The sequence below is a fragment of the Rhizobium sullae genome (assembly GCF_900169785.1).
In the GTDB taxonomy this organism is placed as follows: Bacteria; Pseudomonadota; Alphaproteobacteria; order Rhizobiales; family Rhizobiaceae; genus Rhizobium; species Rhizobium sullae.
This window is the reverse complement of sequence record NZ_FWER01000001.1, coordinates 182,769-199,603: the sequence shown is the minus strand read 5'-3', so window position 1 is coordinate 199,603 and position 16,835 is coordinate 182,769. Positions and strand designations below refer to the sequence as shown.

The 16,835-nt window shown below is 59.8% G+C and carries 17 protein-coding genes, 1 tRNA gene and 1 pseudogene; 15 read left to right on the top strand and 4 right to left on the bottom strand.

Annotated elements, in window-relative coordinates; all coding sequences use genetic code 11:
* Positions 1-6 precede the first annotated feature (6 nt).
* The 3 genes from BN1800_RS01065 (at position 7) to pncB (ending at position 2,904) form a co-directional block, all read left to right on the top strand.
* A complete protein-coding gene (locus BN1800_RS01065) occupies positions 7-966 on the top strand; it encodes a 2-hydroxyacid dehydrogenase (protein ID WP_086993603.1) in 960 nt (319 codons plus the stop codon).
* Positions 967-1,064: 98 nt separating this feature from the next.
* On the top strand, positions 1,065-1,433 hold the full coding sequence (locus BN1800_RS01060; protein ID WP_027510510.1) for a membrane protein: 369 nt from the start codon (positions 1,065-1,067) through the stop codon (positions 1,431-1,433).
* A 166-nt stretch (positions 1,434-1,599) separates the two neighbouring features.
* Positions 1,600-2,904 (top strand): nicotinate phosphoribosyltransferase, encoded by a 1,305-nt coding sequence (gene pncB / locus BN1800_RS01055; RefSeq protein ID WP_086993601.1) that lies wholly within the window; start codon positions 1,600-1,602, stop codon positions 2,902-2,904.
* Positions 2,905-2,910: 6 nt separating this feature from the next.
* Here the strand turns inward: pncB and BN1800_RS01050 are convergent, their stop codons facing one another.
* Both BN1800_RS01050 and BN1800_RS01045 read right to left on the bottom strand, forming a co-directional pair.
* Positions 2,911-3,879 carry a DUF72 domain-containing protein gene (locus tag BN1800_RS01050; protein WP_086993599.1) on the bottom strand — a complete coding sequence of 323 codons (969 nt, stop codon included), beginning with the start codon at positions 3,877-3,879 and terminating at the stop codon, positions 2,911-2,913.
* Between the two features lie 54 nt (positions 3,880-3,933).
* The gene (locus BN1800_RS01045) at positions 3,934-4,125 is read right to left on the bottom strand and encodes a DUF2735 domain-containing protein (RefSeq protein ID WP_086993893.1); all 192 of its coding nucleotides are present in this window, start codon (positions 4,123-4,125) and stop codon (positions 3,934-3,936) included.
* A gap of 407 nt (positions 4,126-4,532) precedes the next feature.
* Here BN1800_RS01045 and BN1800_RS01040 point away from each other — a divergent pair, with 407 nt between their 5' ends.
* Positions 4,533-5,573 (top strand): glutamine synthetase beta-grasp domain-containing protein, encoded by a 1,041-nt coding sequence (locus tag BN1800_RS01040; protein WP_027510514.1) that lies wholly within the window; start codon positions 4,533-4,535, stop codon positions 5,571-5,573.
* Positions 5,574-5,683: 110 nt separating this feature from the next.
* On the top strand, positions 5,684-6,928 hold the full coding sequence (locus BN1800_RS01035) for a DUF763 domain-containing protein (protein WP_086993597.1): 1,245 nt from the start codon (positions 5,684-5,686) through the stop codon (positions 6,926-6,928).
* 64 nt (positions 6,929-6,992) lie between these two features.
* Here the strand turns inward: BN1800_RS01035 and BN1800_RS01030 are convergent.
* Positions 6,993-7,082, bottom strand: a tRNA-Ser gene (locus tag BN1800_RS01030).
* Positions 7,083-7,304: 222 nt separating this feature from the next.
* Between BN1800_RS01030 and BN1800_RS01025 the strand changes: the two genes are divergently transcribed.
* The 10 genes and pseudogenes from BN1800_RS01025 (at position 7,305) to deoA (ending at position 16,166) form a co-directional block, all read left to right on the top strand.
* Positions 7,305-7,622 carry a hypothetical protein gene (locus tag BN1800_RS01025; protein WP_086993890.1) on the top strand — a complete coding sequence of 106 codons (318 nt, stop codon included), beginning with the start codon at positions 7,305-7,307 and terminating at the stop codon, positions 7,620-7,622.
* 48 nt (positions 7,623-7,670) lie between these two features.
* Positions 7,671-7,992: pseudogene (gene msrA, locus BN1800_RS01020) on the top strand (peptide-methionine (S)-S-oxide reductase MsrA); the annotation flags it as partial.
* Positions 7,993-8,217: 225 nt separating this feature from the next.
* Positions 8,218-9,210: a BMP family lipoprotein gene (locus BN1800_RS01015; protein WP_086993595.1), complete on the top strand. Its 993-nt coding sequence runs from the start codon at positions 8,218-8,220 to the stop codon at positions 9,208-9,210.
* A gap of 71 nt (positions 9,211-9,281) precedes the next feature.
* Positions 9,282-10,793: an ABC transporter ATP-binding protein gene (locus tag BN1800_RS01010; protein ID WP_027510518.1), complete on the top strand. Its 1,512-nt coding sequence runs from the start codon at positions 9,282-9,284 to the stop codon at positions 10,791-10,793.
* 7 nt (positions 10,794-10,800) lie between these two features.
* The gene (locus BN1800_RS01005; RefSeq protein WP_027510519.1) at positions 10,801-11,904 is read left to right on the top strand and encodes an ABC transporter permease; all 1,104 of its coding nucleotides are present in this window, start codon (positions 10,801-10,803) and stop codon (positions 11,902-11,904) included.
* Between the two features lie 12 nt (positions 11,905-11,916).
* On the top strand, positions 11,917-12,888 hold the full coding sequence (locus tag BN1800_RS01000; RefSeq protein ID WP_027510520.1) for an ABC transporter permease: 972 nt from the start codon (positions 11,917-11,919) through the stop codon (positions 12,886-12,888).
* Positions 12,889-12,891: 3 nt separating this feature from the next.
* Positions 12,892-13,281 carry a cytidine deaminase gene (locus BN1800_RS00995; protein ID WP_037130908.1) on the top strand — a complete coding sequence of 130 codons (390 nt, stop codon included), beginning with the start codon at positions 12,892-12,894 and terminating at the stop codon, positions 13,279-13,281.
* Positions 13,278-14,087 carry a purine-nucleoside phosphorylase gene (locus BN1800_RS00990; RefSeq protein WP_086993593.1) on the top strand — a complete coding sequence of 270 codons (810 nt, stop codon included), beginning with the start codon at positions 13,278-13,280 and terminating at the stop codon, positions 14,085-14,087. Before BN1800_RS00995 ends, BN1800_RS00990 begins: the two co-directional genes overlap by 4 nt.
* Positions 14,080-14,856, top strand: coding sequence for a deoxyribose-phosphate aldolase (gene deoC, locus BN1800_RS00985; protein ID WP_086993591.1), 777 nt, complete (start codon positions 14,080-14,082; stop codon positions 14,854-14,856). Before BN1800_RS00990 ends, deoC begins: the two co-directional genes overlap by 8 nt.
* A 2-nt stretch (positions 14,857-14,858) precedes the next feature.
* The gene (deoA, locus tag BN1800_RS00980) at positions 14,859-16,166 is read left to right on the top strand and encodes a thymidine phosphorylase (RefSeq protein ID WP_086993589.1); all 1,308 of its coding nucleotides are present in this window, start codon (positions 14,859-14,861) and stop codon (positions 16,164-16,166) included.
* On the opposite strand, the gene BN1800_RS00975 is transcribed toward deoA, so the two are convergent.
* Entirely contained in the window at positions 16,167-16,733 is a 567-nt protein-coding gene (locus tag BN1800_RS00975; RefSeq protein ID WP_086993587.1) for a TIGR02281 family clan AA aspartic protease, read from the bottom strand.
* Positions 16,734-16,835: the final 102 nt, after the last annotated feature.

The window sequence follows — 16,835 nt, the reverse complement described above, 5'->3', positions numbered from 1 at the left end:
AAGATCATGTCCGCAAGACCTCCCGTTCTCGTCGATCTGAAGTTCAATCCCGAAGGCATCGCCCGCATTCTGAAAACCGCCTTTCCGGATCGCGGCAGCATCAATCTTGCCGATCCTGCGACCAAGAGCCGCGACTTGAGCGCGATCGACTATGCGTTGCTGTGGAAGCCTGATGCCGATCTTTTCGAACGCGCACCGAACTTGAAGGTCATCTTCTCAGGCGGTGCCGGCGTCGATAGTTTCATGAACCTTTCGGGTTTGCCCGACGTGCCGATCGCCCGCTTTGTTGACAGCAGCCTGACGGTGCGCATGAGCGAATGGGTGCTGCTGCAGTGCCTGATGCACCTGCGCCAGCAGCGCGAACATGATCGGCACCAGCGCGGTCGCGTCTGGAGCCCGATGGCACCGCCGGAAGCCGCGGAAATCACCGTTGGTGTCATGGGGCTTGGCGTGCTGGGGCAGGATGCTCTCCGCAAGCTGAAGGTCGTGGGCTTCAACGTCATCGGCTGGTCGCGCAGCCGCAAACGGCTTGATGGGATCGAAACCTTCGATGCAAGCGAACTCGATACCTTCCTGTCGAAGACCGATTTCCTCGTCGGACTGCTCCCGCTGACACCGGAAACGACAGGCTTCTACAATGCGATGCTGTTTGCAAAGCTCCGTCCGGATGGTGCGCTCGGAAAGCCGGTTTTCATCAATGCCGGCCGCGGCAAGAGCCAGGTGCAGCACGATATTGTTGCGGCGATTGAAGGCGGTGTGCTCGGCGGTGCTTCCCTTGATGTATTCGAGGTCGAGCCGCTTCCGGCGGACGATCCCCTCTGGGGTTTGGAGAACGTTTTCATCACCCCGCATGATGCCGCAATCTCGGAAGAGAATGCGCTCTTCCGGTATGTCGAGGCGCAGATCGCCCGCTACGAGCGCGGCGAGCCGCTGGAGTTCGTGGTGGACCGGAAGGCTGGCTACTGAGGCCCGGCGGAACCATGACGCAGCATATTCGTTGCTCCTAACGACGGTCCTGGGGCGGGTCGGCATACGATCCGCGAGACATCGGAAGGGAGACGAAGATGGCTCATCAGATGGATAAGCGCTGGGAAAACTCCGATAGCAAGCGGCATGCCGAAGAGCAGGTCCCCGCGGTGAAGGCAAAGCAGGGCCGCACTGGCGCCCGCATCCTGATGGTCCTGGTCGTTGCGCTCATTCTTGCCTTCATCGTTTGGATTCCAGTCGAAATCTGGGGCAGCCGTCAAGCCGATGAAGTAGCGCCACAGCAGCCCGGTCAGGAACTGCAGTCCCAGCCGCCGGCACCCGCTGCGCCGCCATCCATGCAGAATGGCAGTGCCGTTCCCACGCAAACGCCCAACACGCAGCCGCCGACACCGAACGCTGAACCCGCGACGCCTGCCACACCTGCGCCGCCTCAGCCTGCGCAATAGGCTTGAGTCCCAAGGGGATCATCGAAAGAGGCCCTGCCGCCTTGCTGCGGCGGGGTTTTTATTTGTACTGGACATTATCAGCTGATTTTTCGATAAGAAGGCGCACGAGCCGGTCGTCGTGTGCCGGCCTTTTGCGGCACCCGACCGGATTGGGACGGGGTGGAGCATGGCCAAGACAGATATTGCAAGGCGCGTTTACAATCACGCCTGGAAGCTTGATCCCATCGTCCGCAGCCTCATCGATACGGACTTCTACAAGCTTCTGATGCTGCAAATGATCTGGAAGCTTTATCCGGATGTCAGCGCCACTTTCACGCTCATCAACCGCACCAAGCGCGTCCGTCTTGCCGAGGAGATCGATGAGGGGGAACTGCGCGCCCAGCTCGATCATGCCCGCACGCTGCGGCTCTCCAAGAAGGAGATAATCTGGCTCGCAGGTAACAGCTTCTATGGCCGTGCGCAGATCTTTGAGCCGGAGTTCCTTGCTTGGCTCTCTCATTTCCAGCTGCCGGAATACGAGTTGTCGAAGAAGAACGGCCAGTATGTGCTCGATTTCCACGGTTCGTGGAAAGAGACGACGATGTGGGAAATTCCGGCGCTGGCGATTATCAACGAGCTGCGCTCGCGCTCGGCGATGAAGGCGCTCGGTCCCTTCACGCTCGATGTGCTTTATGCACGCGCCAAGGCCAAGATGTGGGCGAAGGTGGAGCGGCTGCGTGAATTGCCGGGCCTGCGTATCTCCGATTTCGGCACGCGCCGTCGCCACAGCTTCCTGTGGCAACGCTGGTGTGTCGAGGCGTTGAAGGAGGGCATCGGCCCCGCTTTCACGGGCACAAGCAATGTATTGCTCGCTATGGATTCCGATCTGGAAGCGGTCGGCACGAACGCTCATGAGCTTCCGATGGTGGCCGCAGCGCTTGCCGACACCGACGAGGAGCTGCGCAACGCGCCTTACAAGATCCTGCGCGATTGGAACAGGCTCTATGGTGGTAACCTGCTGATCGTCCTGCCGGATGCGTTCGGCACTGCAGCCTTTTTGCGTGACGCGCCCGAGTGGGTCGCCGACTGGACCGGCTTCCGCCCCGACAGTGCACCGCCGATCGAGGGCGGCGAGAAGATCATCGATTGGTGGAAGAAAATGGGCCGCGATCCACGCCAGAAACTGCTGATCTTCTCGGATGGTCTCGACGTCGATGCGATCATCGACACCTACAAGCATTTCGAGGGCCGCGTGCGCATGAGCTTCGGCTGGGGGACCAACCTGACCAACGATTTCGCAGGCTGCGCGCCGACCGAAATTTCCGGCCTCAATCCGATCTCAATCGTCTGCAAGGTCAGCGAGGCCAACGGCCGCCCGGCGGTCAAGCTCTCCGACAATCCTCAGAAGGCAACCGGAGACCCGGCAGAAGTCGAGCGTTACCTCAAATTCTTCGGCGCGGAAGATCGCACCGAGCAGACGGTACTTGTCTGATTGAGGTCAGGGGGAGGGCCGGTTCGCTCTCGCATCCTCCCCACTCCACCGGCTCTTTTTTTGCGGCGTTGATGATGTGGCAGCGTCTTCAAGTAAGAAGGTAACACCAAGCTTCTCGGCAAGCGAACGTGCATCCGCAGGCGCCTGCACCTTCGCGTCGTTGTCGAAATAGACAAAAACGTCGCGCCCTTTGGCTGACCCCTTGAGCGGCGGCAGCATGCGATTGGCATCTTCCGGCTCGTGTCCACGCGCCCATGCCGCGATACGTTTGGCCCAGACATCGAGCGCCGCATCGTCGTATCCGCTGACATAAAGCTCCTCGGATCCGTGAAGGCGGCAATAGACGAAGTCTGCGGTGACATCCATCAGAAGCGGCCACTGGACCGAGTCGGCGCAGACGAGGCCAACCTGATGTTCGCGCAGCAACTCGATGAATTCCCTTGTGCAGAAACTGTCGTGGCGAATTTCAAGAGCGTGACGAAGGGGCTGCTGCACATCACTTTCCAGCCAGTCACGGCCGTTCAACCGGTCATCGTGCGACCTTGCAAGCTTCGTCGCTTCATCCGTGTCTTTCGGCAGCATTGCCATAAATCGCGCGAAACGCTCATCGTCGAATTTCATGGTCGGCGGAAACTGCCATAGAATGGGGACGAGCTTTGGCCCCAGCCGCGGAAGCCCGGACGCCATGAAATTCGCAAGCGGCGTCTCGACATCGTGAAGCCGCTTCAAATGGGTGATGTAGCGTGAACCTTTGACGGCGAATACAAAGCCGTCCGGCGTCATCTCCCGCCAGTGCGCGAACGCGTCAGGCTTCTGCAATCCGTAAAATGTGCCGTTAATTTCAATCGAGGTAAAATTGCGCGCGGCAAAATGCAGTTCGCACTTCTGCGGCAGGTCCTCAGGATAGAATACTCCGCGCCACGGCGCATAGGTCCAGCCGGATATGCCGATACGGATCGTGCCTTTCCTTGCCATGAAAGACAAACTGACGTCGCGGCCGCTGGTTCCCCCGCCGCGTCGGTCAGATATTCAGGCTTGCGGTTTCTGCTTTTCTTCAGCTTCGCGGATGGCGTCTTCGTGATACCAGGAATCGAAGGCGGCGTCGCAGACATCGGGATCGATGTCGAGCGGGTGGCGGGCACTAAAGCGTTCGCCCAGCCTGCGGAATTTTACCGGGAACTGATAGATCTTCGCGGATTCGCGATGAACATTTGCTGGCATCGAATTGCCTTCCATTATCTTCGCATACCGGTTGCCCGGCATTTCATAGTAACAGAGTGCCCATCATTTGCGCAAACAGCCTAAAAAAGCGCCAATAAATGTGATATTCATAAGCACTTGATAAGACGCGTAAAATACTAGCACTGCCTGCACCTTTTTGAGGCGTTAGGGGTCGACCAAAAAAACGTCCTGTGCGCCGATCGGTTCCATGCCCCTAAACCCTCGCTTTCGTTGAAAATCGACGATTGCTCCCAGCTGATTCCCGCTACACGTTTCGTCACAGTCCGTGTGCCCTCTCCAAACTGGCACGGCACGTGCTTGGCATCTGACATCCGGTGGTGATCAAGCACGCGCTTAGCGGTCGCTTTCGGGATTTGCTCACACCCTTACGTTTGAGAGACTGGCCAATGACAAAGTATAAACTCGAGTACATCTGGCTCGACGGTTACACACCGACACCGAACCTGCGTGGCAAAACGCAGGTCAAGGAATTTGCTGAATTTCCGACGCTCGAGCAGCTTCCGCTCTGGGGCTTCGATGGTTCCTCCACGATGCAGGCCGAAGGCCGCAGCTCCGATTGCGTGTTGAAGCCGGTTGCCCTCTATCCGGACCCGGCCCGCACGAACGGCGTTCTCGTTATGTGCGAAGTCATGATGCCCGATGGTGTCACGCCGCATCCGTCGAACAGCCGCGCAACCATCCTTGATGATGAAGACGCCTGGTTCGGCTTCGAGCAGGAATACTTCTTCTACGAAGACGGCCGTCCGCTCGGCTTCCCGGAGCAGGGCTACCCGGCTCCGCAGGGTCCGTATTACACCGGCGTCGGCTACAAGAACGTCGGCTCGGTTGCCCGCGAAATCGTGGAAGAGCATCTCGACCTCTGCTTGGCCGCCGGCATCAACCACGAAGGCATCAATGCCGAAGTGGCGAAGGGCCAGTGGGAATTCCAGATCTTCGGCAAGGGCTCCAAGCGCGCCGCCGACCAGATCTGGATGGCTCGCTACCTGCTTCTCCGCCTCTGCGAAAAGTACGGCATCGACATCGAATTCCACTGCAAGCCGCTCGGCGACACGGACTGGAACGGCTCGGGCATGCACTGCAACTTCTCGACCAAGTTCATGCGCGAAGTCGGCGGCAAGGCCTATTTCGAAGCACTCATGGCTCAGTTCGACAAGAACCTGCAGGACCACATCGACGTCTACGGCCCAGACAACCACCTGCGCCTGACCGGCAAGCACGAAACGGCTCCGTGGAACAAGTTCAGCTATGGCGTTGCCGACCGCGGCGCGTCGATCCGCGTTCCACACTCCTTCGTCAAGAACGACTACAAGGGCTATCTGGAAGATCGCCGCCCGAACTCGCAGGGCTGCCCTTATCAGATTGCTTCGCAGGTTCTGAAGACGATCTCGGAAGTTTCGACCTCCGGCTTCGCTTCGGCGGCTGCCTAAGCCCCAGGCTTTCCTCCCAAGGGCGCCGGTTGCATCGCAACCGGCGTTTTTTTGCGAGTCGTCTCAAGGAAAACATTCCTTCGCGTCACTGGCCGCGCTATAGTTGCGGCATGGCACAACGAGCAGGCAGCGCCGATCTTCCCTTGCATGGCGGCAGAGTTCCGCGGTGGCTCGGCGAGCGGATGACGAAGCTCGGTGCAGTCATCACCGAAGCCGTCGTGCAACATTACGGCCGGGATGAACTGCTTCGCCGCCTTGCGCATCCCTTCTGGTTCCAGTCCTTCGGCGCCGTCATGGGCATGGATTGGCACTCCTCCGGAATAACAACCAGCGTCCTCGGCGCCCTCAAGCGCGGGCTGACGCCACTTTCGGGCGAACTCGGCCTGCATGTCTGCGGCGGCCGTGGCGCCCATTCCCGCAAGACACCGGACGAACTCGTTGCGATCGGTGAGCGTGTCGGCTTCGACGGTGGTTCGCTTGCGACTGCGAGCAGGCTAGTCGCGAAGGTTGATAGCGCCGCCGTCCAGGATGGCTTCGCTCTCTACCTCCATGGCTTCATCGTCACCGACGACGGCAAATGGGTTGTTGTGCAGCAAGGCATGAATGGCGACAAGCGGCAGGCGCGGCGTTATCACTGGCTGTCGGAAGGTCTCGATAGCTTCATCAATTCGCCGCATGCGGCGATCGAAGGCCGCAGCCAGGGCAATATCATCAATTTGGCCGACAGGCGTGCCGAGCGTTCGCGCACGGGGCAGCTTGATCTTCTGGCGACGCTCGGTCCGGATCGCATTCTGCGCGAAGCGGCAGCCTTGGCGTTCGATCTCGCGAAACCTGCGCCGCAGCCGGACCAGCCGCTGCTACCCCATCTCATCATGCCCGCCCATCACGACGTTCGTGAAAAGGACGTCAACATGACGCGCCTGCATGGCAATCTTGCAGCCGCCGCCGACCGCGGACCGGAAGATTTTGAGCAGCTTCTGCTCGTCCCCGGCGTCGGAGCCCGAACGGTGCAGGCGCTGGCAATGGTCGCCGAAGTGGTTCATGGTGCGCCCTGCCGCTTTTCCGATCCCGCGCGCTTCTCGCTCGCCCACGGCGGCAAGGACCGGCATCCATTTCCCGTCCCGCTGAAGGTCTACGACGAGACGATCAAGGTGATGAAGTCAGCCGTACAGAAGGGCAGGCTCGGCCGTGAGGAGGAACTGCAGGCGCTGAAACGCCTCGACGACCAGTCCCGTCAACTCGAGCGATATGTTACAGGCCCGGACCTCAAGGAGATCGTCGCCGGCGAATTCCGCAACGCACCCGATTGGGGCGGCAGAAGCGTCTTCGGCTGGGAAGAAGAGAAGTTTAATTAGCTAATCTTCAATTGCTTTGACGTGCTTTCAGCATGACAAGAAGTGCCTGATTTTTATTGAGAAATGGCGGACAGAGAGGGATTCGAACCCTCGGTACGCTTTCACGTACACACGCGTTCCAGGCGTGCGCCTTAAACCACTCGGCCACCTGTCCATTTGCGTTCGCACCCGGAGAGGAGCAAATCGTCGGAACGGCGCGATATATACCGATGAATTTTCGGGGATCAACCTAAATCTAACAGTTTTTTGACTTCTTCCGATAAAACTCCGCCCGCGCTGTCCATTGCGCTTTGATCGTGAGATAATTATTTATTGGCTAAGGTGGAGAATGGCGCGGCTGACCGGAAAATCCGGCGGTAGCGCGTCGGAGGGATTGATGCGTTTCTTGGTGCGTGTGGCTAGCCTTGTCGCGCTCGTTGTGGCCGTGATTGCAGGGACGATCGATTCAATTCAGTCCGTTGCGGCATCGGCTGTCGTGGTGACACCCATGGGCGGTGCCTGGCAGGATTTGAGCCCTTCGTCGCTTTCGGCACTGCAGTCGTCCGTTTCCTACTATGTGCACCCGCGCTTCTATGCCTTCGTATTCCAATGGCTGATGCTCCAGCCCGCTTTTGCCGTCTTTCTTGTGATCGCGCTGCTGCTTTGGATGATCGGCTACAAAAAACCGCCGGTGGCGGGCCGATTTACCGCGTAACAAAACGCGCGGCCTGACGTATCAGCTTTGAGGCCTGCATCGGGCCCTGTCGTGCTGGAAAGCCTGCTGAAAACCTTCTTTGAAGAGCATGATCCGACGCAGGGCATGCGCCAGGGCAACGACGTCGGAACGACCTATCGCTCGGCCGTTTATACGACGGCCCCTGAACAGCTTGCGACGACAGAGCGCGTACGCGACACATTCCAGGCGGCTCAAATCTGCCGGCCGCATGTCGAAGATCACCACGGAGATCGCTCCGGTAGGTGAATTCTACTATGCCGAGAATTACCACCAGCAGTATCTGGCGAAGAATCCGGATGGTTATTGCGGTCTCCGCGGAACCGGAGTGAACTGCCCGATTGGTCGCTAAAATCGCATTTTAGCAGCTCATTTTGCGCAAAAATCAGCCCATATGGGCTGATTTTCAGCATCGATGCGGATTTTTTACCAGCCGAAAAATTTCTCGTGAATTTTTCCTTGAGCCATGCAAGGATGCGCCCAGCCAGGCCTCCGGGGGGAGGCCGGTGGTTCCGCAGACATGCCTGCCAAAGGCTTGCGGGAGGACCCAAACAAATAGCAACAATAGGGCTGCACTATGAAAAAAACCCTTCTTTCTCTCCTGGCCGTGGCCGCGATGTCCACGACGGCGCTCGCTGCCGACGTCAAGCCGGCTCTCGTTTACGGCACTGGCGGAAAGTTCGACAAGTCCTTCAACGAAGCAGCCTATAATGGCGCTGAGAAGTTCAAGGCGGAAACCGGCATTGCCTATCGCGACTTCGAACCGACCGGCGACACACAGGGCGAGCAGGCGATCCGCAACTTCGCAAGCCGCGGTTTCAACCCAGTGGTCGCCGTGTCCTTCGCATGGACCTCGGCAATTGAAAAGGTCGCTGCTGAATTCCCGGAAACCAAGTTCATCATCGTAGATTCCGTCGTCGATAAGCCGAATGTCCGCTCGGTCGTCTACAAGGAAGAAGAAGGTTCGTTCCTCGTCGGCGTTCTCGCCGGCATGGCTTCCAAGACCGGTAAGGTCGGTTTCGTCGGCGGCATGGATATTCCGCTGATCCGTAAGTTCGAATGCGGCTATGAGCAGGGCGCCCGCTCCGTCAAGGCTGACATTGAAGTCTTTCAGAACATGACCGGCACGACCGGTGCTGCCTGGAACGACCCGGTTCGCGGCGGCGAGCTCACCAAGAACCAGATCGACCAGGGCGCTGACGTCATTTATGCGGCGGCAGGTGCGACCGGCCTCGGCGTTCTCCAGACGGCTGCCGACAACAAGAAGCTTTCGATCGGGGTCGATTCCAACCAAAACCATCTGCATCCGGGCTCCGTGCTGACCTCGATGGTCAAGCGCGTCGATCTCGCCGTCTACAACGCCTACACCGATACGAAGAACGACAAGTTCACCGGCGGCGTGCAGGCTCTCGGCGTCAAGGAAGACGGCGTTGGCGCTGCGATCGACGACAACAACAAGCCGCTGATCACGCCGGAAATGCAGGCCGCCGTCGATAAGGCACGGGCTGACATCATCGCAGGAACCATCAAGGTTCACGATTACACGACGGACAACTCTTGCCCGAAGTGATCCGCGACTGAGATGGGCGTATGGCGGCCAGTTTTTTCCGCCATACGCCCTTTTCGTATTTGGAGCCTGCTGTGACAGACACGCCCGCTATCGAACTTGTGGGCATCGATAAGAAATTCGGTGCCGTTCACGCAAACAAGGACATCAACCTTACCGTCGCCAAGGGCACGATCCACGGCATTATTGGGGAAAACGGTGCTGGTAAGTCGACATTGATGTCGATCATCTACGGTTTTTATCACGCCGACGCCGGCGAAATCCGGGTCAACGGTCAGCCGGTGACCATCCGCGACAGTCAGGCGGCGATTGCAACCGGCATCGGCATGGTCCACCAGCACTTCATGCTGGTCGATAATTTCACGGTCCTGGAAAACGTCATGCTCGGCGCCGAAGGCGGGGCGCTGTTGGCGAAGGGTGTTGCGTCTGCTCGCGCCGAATTGAGACGGCTGGAGAAGGAATACGGCCTGGAGGTCAATCCGGATGCGCTGATCGAGCAGCTACCGGTCGGCCTGCAGCAGCGCGTCGAAATCCTGAAAGCCATGTATCGCGGCGCCGAAATCCTGATCCTCGACGAGCCGACCGGCGTCCTGACGCCAGCTGAAGCCGACCACCTGTTCCGCATCCTCAAGGTGCTACGTGATCAGGGCAAGACGGTCATCCTTATCACGCACAAGCTTCGCGAAATCATGGCCATCACCGACACCGTTTCGGTGATGCGCCGCGGCGAAATGGTCGCGACCCGCAAGACCGCGGAAACGACGGTCGAAGAACTCGCCGAACTCATGGTCGGCCGCCGTGTTCTTTTGCGCGTTCAGAAAGGCGAGGCGACACCCGGCAATGTGCTGCTGTCGGTCCGCAACCTGACGGTCAAGGACAATCGCGGCGTGACAATGGTCGACAATGTCTCCTTCGATGTCCGGGCCGGCGAAATTGTCGGTATCGCAGGCGTTGCAGGCAACGGCCAATCGGAGCTGCTGGAGGCGATCGCGGGCATCCGCAAGCCGCATTCCGGCGAGATTTTCCTTGATGGCCAGACGATCGACAAGGCCGACGCGGCACGGCTGCGCGAACTGGGCCTTGCCCATATTCCCGAGGACCGCCACCATATGGGCCTCGTGCTGAAGTTCGAGGAATACGAGAACTCGGTTCTCGGTTATCACCGCAATCCTGCCTATAGCAGAGGTCCGCTGCTCGACCTTGATGCGATCCGCAAGGATGCCATGGACAAGATCGAGAAATACGACATCCGCCCGCCGAACCCGCGGCTGAAGACCGCCAATTTCTCGGGCGGCAACCAGCAGAAGATCGTGGTTTCCCGCGAAATCGAGCGCGATCCTGCCGCACTCATTATTGGCCAGCCGACGCGCGGCGTCGATATCGGCGCCATCGAATTCATCCACCGCCGCATCATCGAGATGCGCGACGCGGGCAAGGCGATCCTGCTCGTCTCCGTCGAACTCGACGAAATCCGCGCCCTTTCAGACCGTATCCTTGTCATGTTTGCCGGCCATGTCGTCGGCGAGAAGACGCCCGATGCCGGTGAACAGACCCTCGGCCTGATGATGGCCGGCATTGCCGCGTGAGGCCTTAATGAGCACTGCTTCCGTTCCTCTTCCACATTGGATCACCTACGGCCTCATCCCGGTCTTGAACCTGATCGTTGCCTTCCTGATCTCCGGCTTCGTCGTCTGGCTGATCGGCGAAAGTCCGCTTGGCGCCCTCTCGTTGCTGATCGAGGGGGCACTCGGCAGTGGCGAAGGCATCGGCTTCACGCTGTATTACGCCACAAGCTTCATTTTCACTGGCCTGTCTGTGGCAGTTGCCATTCATGCCGGTCTCTTCAATATCGGCTCGGAGGGGCAGGCCTATCTCGGTGGCCTCGGTTGCGCATTGGCGGCGCTGGCCCTTGACCGCTTCGTGCCCTGGTATGTCACCATGCCGGTTGCGGTCGTCGGTGCAGGCCTGTTCGGTGCCGCCTGGGCATCCATTCCGGCCTTCCTCCAGGCAAAACGCGGCAGCCACATCGTCATTACGACCATCATGTTCAACTACATCGGCGCGGCGCTGATGGTTTACCTGCTGGTTCACGTGCTGATCGTCCCCGGCAAGATGGCGCCGGAAACGCGCACGTTCCTCGAAGGCGGCCAATTGCCGAAGCTCGGGTGGGTGATGAACCTCTTCGGTGCGAAGCTTGGGGCCGCGCCGTTCAATGTCTCTTTCCTCATCGCCCTAGTCGCCGCCTACTTCGTCTGGCTGCTCATCTGGCGCACGAAACTTGGATTTGAGATGCGCACGCTCGGTGTCAGTCCCACTGCCGCCTCCTATGCAGGCATTCCGTATGCCCGCACGGTGATGATTGCCATGCTGCTTTCCGGCGCGCTGGCCGGCATGATGGCGCTGAACCCGGTCATGGGCTCATCCGCCCGCCTCCAGGTCGAGTTTGTCGGCGGGGCTGGTTTCGTCGGTATTGCCGTCTCGCTGATGGGACGCAATCATCCCGTCGGCATCATCTTCTCGGCGATCCTCTTCGGCATCCTCTATCAGGGTGGCGACTGGGTCTCCTTCGAGATGCCGAACATCACCCGCGAAATGATCCTTGTGATTCAAGGCTTGGTCATTCTCTTCGCAGGCGCGCTTGAATATATGTTCCGCCCGGCGCTCGTCCGAATCTACCAACAGTTCAAGGTTAAGTGAGGGGAGCGGACGATGGATTACTATGACATCCTCATCAACGTTCTGAGTTCAACGATCCGGCTCTCGATCCCGCTGATCTTTACCGCCCTTGCAGGCCTCTTTTCCGAACGTGCCGGCGTTTTCGACATCGGCCTTGAAGGCAAGATGCTGGGCGCGGCCTTTGCCGCCGCCTGCGTTGCATACATCACCGACTCCGCCTGGCTCGGCCTCGTCGCGGGCATCCTCTGCTCCGTCGCGCTGAGTTTGGTGCATGGCTTTGCATCCATCACCAATCGGGGCAACCAGATCATCTCGGGCGTTGCCATCAACTTCTTCATCGCCGGTATCACGATTGTGCTTGGGCAGGCCTGGTTTGGCCAGGGCGGCCGCACGCCGCAGCTTTCCCCGGCAAGCCGGTTTTCGCCGATCGCGCTTCCGGGCGCAGACGTGATGCGGGAGGTTCCGATCATCGGTCCGCTTTATTCCAACGTGATCTCTGGCAACAACATCCTGACCTATCTCGCATTCCTGGCAGTCCCGCTCTCCTGGTGGATCCTCTTTCGGACGCGCTTCGGCCTGCGCCTTCGTGCCGTCGGCGAAAATCCCGGTGCGGTCGATACCGCCGGTATCTCGGTCAGTTGGCTGCGCTATCGAGCCGTCATGTGTGCGGGCATTCTTTGCGGCTTCTCGGGCACCTATCTGGCGATCGCGCAATCGGCCGCTTTCATCAAGGATATGTCGGCAGGCAAGGGTTATATCGCCCTTGCCGCCCTGGTCTTCGCAAAATGGAAACCGGTGCCGGTGATGTTCGCCTGCCTGCTCTTCGGCTTCCTCGATGCGCTGGCGAACTTCATGCAGGGCAAGCAGGTCCCGCTGATCGGCGCAGTGCCGGTGCAGATATTCCAGGCGCTGCCTTATATTCTCACCTGTATCTTGCTTGCTGGATTCATTGGCGTCGCAACGCCGCCGAAGGCTGGTGGCGTCCCCTATACGAAGGAGCGTTGAAACATGTCGCATGACCTTTTCGAAGCCGCTCGCGGCGCCATGGCCTTTGCCCATGCGCCCTATTCCAAATTCCCGGTCGGTGCGGCAATCCGCGCCGAAGACGGCAAGGTTTATACCGGCGCCAATATCGAAAACCTCTCCTTCCCGCAGGGTTGGTGCGCCGAGCCGACGGCCATCAGCGCCATGATCATGGGCGGAGCGAAGAAGATTGTTGAAATGGCGGTCATCGCCGAGAAGCTGCCGCTCTGCCCGCCCTGCGGCGGCTGCCGGCAGAAGATCTCCGAATTCGCGTCGAAGGATACGAAGATCTATCTTTGCGATGAGGTGGGCGTGAAGAAGACCATGACGATGGAGGAGCTTCTTCCCTTCAGCTTCGAGACTGAACTCGGATGAACGCCGCCATCGATCTGCTCGTCGGCAAACTCGGTGGGCTCGCGCCGCGTCACGGCATTGTGCTCGGTTCCGGCCTAGGCTCGCTGGTAAGCGAACTGACGGATGCGGTGCGAATTCCCTATCGGGACCTGCCGGGCTTTCCTGTCAGCGCCGTCTCCGGGCATGCCGGCGAGGTCGTTGCCGGCCATCTCGGCGGCGTGCCGGTCATCATGCTGTCGGGCCGCGTCCATTATTACGAAAAAGGCGACGCCAGCGCCATGCGATTGCCGCTTGAGGTGTTGAAGGGCCTTGGCGTGCAGTCACTGTTCCTGACCAATTCCGCAGGCTCGCTACTCGAGGAAATGCCGCCGGGTTCGGTGATGCAGATCACCGACCACATCAATTATTCCGGCATGAATCCGCTGATTGGCGAAGAAAGCGACCGCCGCTTCGTCGGCATGACGAGCGCCTATGATCGCGATCTTTCCATGTCCATGCGCAAGGCGGCCGAGAAGCTCGCCATCAAGCTCTCTCACGGCGTCTATATGTGGTTTTCGGGACCAAGCTTCGAAACGCCTGCGGAAATCCGTATGGCGCGGATTCTCGGTGCGGATGCCGTCGGCATGTCGACCGTACCGGAAGTCATCATCGCCCGAATGCTGGGTTTGAGGGTTGCCGCAGCCTCGGTTATCACCAATTATGGGGCTGGCATGACCGGCTCCGAACTCAGCCACGAAGAAACAAAAGACATGGCGCCCGTCGGCGGCGCGCGTCTCGCCGCAATCTTAAAGGAAATGATTGCGGGTGGAGGAAGCGATAATGAGTAGTCACTCGCAGAAGGAAACGGCAGCCGTCGCGCTGTCGCTCCTTGACCTTACCAATCTCAAGGACGATTGCACCGAAGAGCAGATCGATACGCTCTGCGCCCGCGCACAGACGCCCTACGGGAATAGTGCCGCGATCTGCATCTGGCCACGTTTCGTGGCACATGCCCGCACGGTTCTCGGCAAGGGTCATCCCGTCCGCATCGCGACTGTCGTCAATTTCCCGTCTGGCGACATGGAAGTGGCCGATGTCGCCGCCGAAACGCGCGAAGCTATTGCAGATGGTGCGGACGAGGTAGATCTGGTCATTCCCTACCGCAGATTCCTCAATGGCAACGAGAAGGCCGTGACCGACATGGTGACGGCGGTGCGCGCGGAATGCACCGGTGGTGTGCTGCTGAAAGTCATCCTGGAGACCGGCGAGATCAAGGATCCCGGCCTCATTCGCCGCGCATCTGAACTTGCAATCGATGCGGGCGCGGACTTCATCAAGACATCCACCGGCAAGGTCGCCGTCAACGCGACGCTCGAAGCTGCAGATATCATGATCCGCGCGATCCGCCACAGCGGCCGCAAGGTGGGCTTCAAGCCGGCCGGTGGCATCGGCTCCGTCGCGGATGCCGCCCTTTATCTCAGCCTTACGGAAACGATCATGACGCCGGATTGGCCGATGCCGTCCACCTTCCGTTTCGGGGCCTCCGGCCTGCTCGATGACATCCTCGCTGTCCTCAGCGGCGCCCAGTCAGCGCCCGCCAAGGCCTCGAGCTATTGAGCATGATCCCGCAGGAGATCATTCGGCAGAAGCGGAATGGTGGCGTCCTTTCCGCGGATGAGATCCAGTCCTTCGTTGCGGCCCTTGCCACCGGCGAGTTATCAGAGGGGCAGATCGGTGCCTTTGCGATGGCCGTCTGGTTCAAGGGCATGTCGCGTGACGAGACCGTCGCGTTGACGCTCGCCATGGCGCGCTCAGGCGATATGCTCACATGGCTCGGGATCGATCGCCCAATTGCCGACAAGCATTCGACCGGCGGGGTCGGTGACAACGTTTCGCTGATGCTGGCGCCGATTGCGGCTGCTTGCGGCCTAGCGGTGCCGATGATCTCCGGCCGCGGCCTCGGCCACACCGGCGGCACGCTCGACAAGCTGGAATCCATTCCCGGCTATGGAATTACGCCGGATGCTGCTCGTTTCCGCAAAGTCGTTAAGGAAGTGGGCTGCGCCATCATCGGGCAGACGGGTTCGTTGGCGCCCGCCGACGGCACGCTCTACGCCGTGCGCGATGTCACAGCGACCGTCGATTCCATTCCGCTGATCACGGCCTCCATTCTTTCCAAGAAGCTCGCGGCTGGACTTCAGACCTTGGTGCTTGATGTGAAAACCGGCAACGGCGCCTTTATGGCCGATCACGAGCAGGCAAAGCTTCTGGCGCAGTCCCTAGTCAACGTGGCAAACGGGGCAGGGGTCAAGACATCGGCCTTGATCACCGACATGAACCAGCCGCTGGCGGACGCGGCGGGCAACGTCGTGGAGATATGGAACTGCCTGGATTTCCTGGCGGGGAAGAAAGCTGGAACCCGGCTTGAGGCCGTCGTCCTGGCCTTTGCAGCCGAGATGCTGGTGCGTTCGGGCGTTTCGGCGTCTCTGAACGATGGCGAAGCGAAAGCACGTGCGGCACTAGCGTCCGGCAAGGCGGCCGAAGTCTTTGGCCGCATGGTGCATATGCTGGGCGGCCCGGCGGATCTTGTCGAAAAGCCCGCAAACTATCTGGTGAAAGCGCCCGTCGAAAGGCCGGTTCTCGCAGGAGAGAGCGGATGGCTCTCGGCCTGCGATGCGCGCGATGTCGGCATGACCGTTATCGATCTCGGCGGCGGGCGGCGTCACCCGGCAGACAAAATCGATCATCGCGTCGGCTTCTCCGCCCTGCTGCCGCTCGGCACCCGCGTCGAAAAGGGTGATACGATCGCGATCGTTGGTGCCGCAGATGAGGCGGCGGCGCAAAAGGCGGCAGCCTCGATCATGGCAAGCTACCGCATCTCCGGCAACGAGCCTTCTCTGCCGCCGGTGATTTCCGGCCGCATTTGATTATTGCTTCAGATTCAGTGAGCCGTCGGCAACGGAGTAGGACTCGAGTTTCTTCAGGAAGCTCATGCCGACCAGGGTCGTCGAAAGCGCATCATCCTTAAGCACGAAGGCTTCCACATCTTGCACGCGGATGCCACCGATCTCCACGCGATCGAGCGTGACATGCGCGGCCTTGGCCTGGCCGTTGGCGGTGTTCACCGCATGGCGGAAATCGAGCTGATTGCCCCCGTAGCCGAGACGGCGCGCAAGGCTTTCGTTCAGTGCCACATAAGTGGCACCGGTATCGATCAGACCCTGTACGGGCTTGCCGTTGATCTTGAAGTCGCCCGTGTAGTGCCCCCGCGCGTCGGCCTGAAGGTGCATGCGGCCGTTGCCGGAAACCGGGGGGCGCGCCCCAGGCTGAGGCGCCGGGGTTGAAACAGCGCTGGCAGAAACCGTGTCGGCAACTGGCTGGCTGCCGCCGAAGAATGAGGGCACCTGAGTGGCGAGTGCGGCGATAATGCTCGCGAAAATGACGATACGCATGAGCATGAAACAGAAATCCCGCCTGTATAAACCCCGCCTCATGCGGGCTTGAGTCTTCAAGACTGCTACGCCGCAATTGCTGATAAGTCTCTAATGGCGAAGTTAAAAAGGCCCAGATTAGTGCTCTGGGCCTTCGCTGTCTTT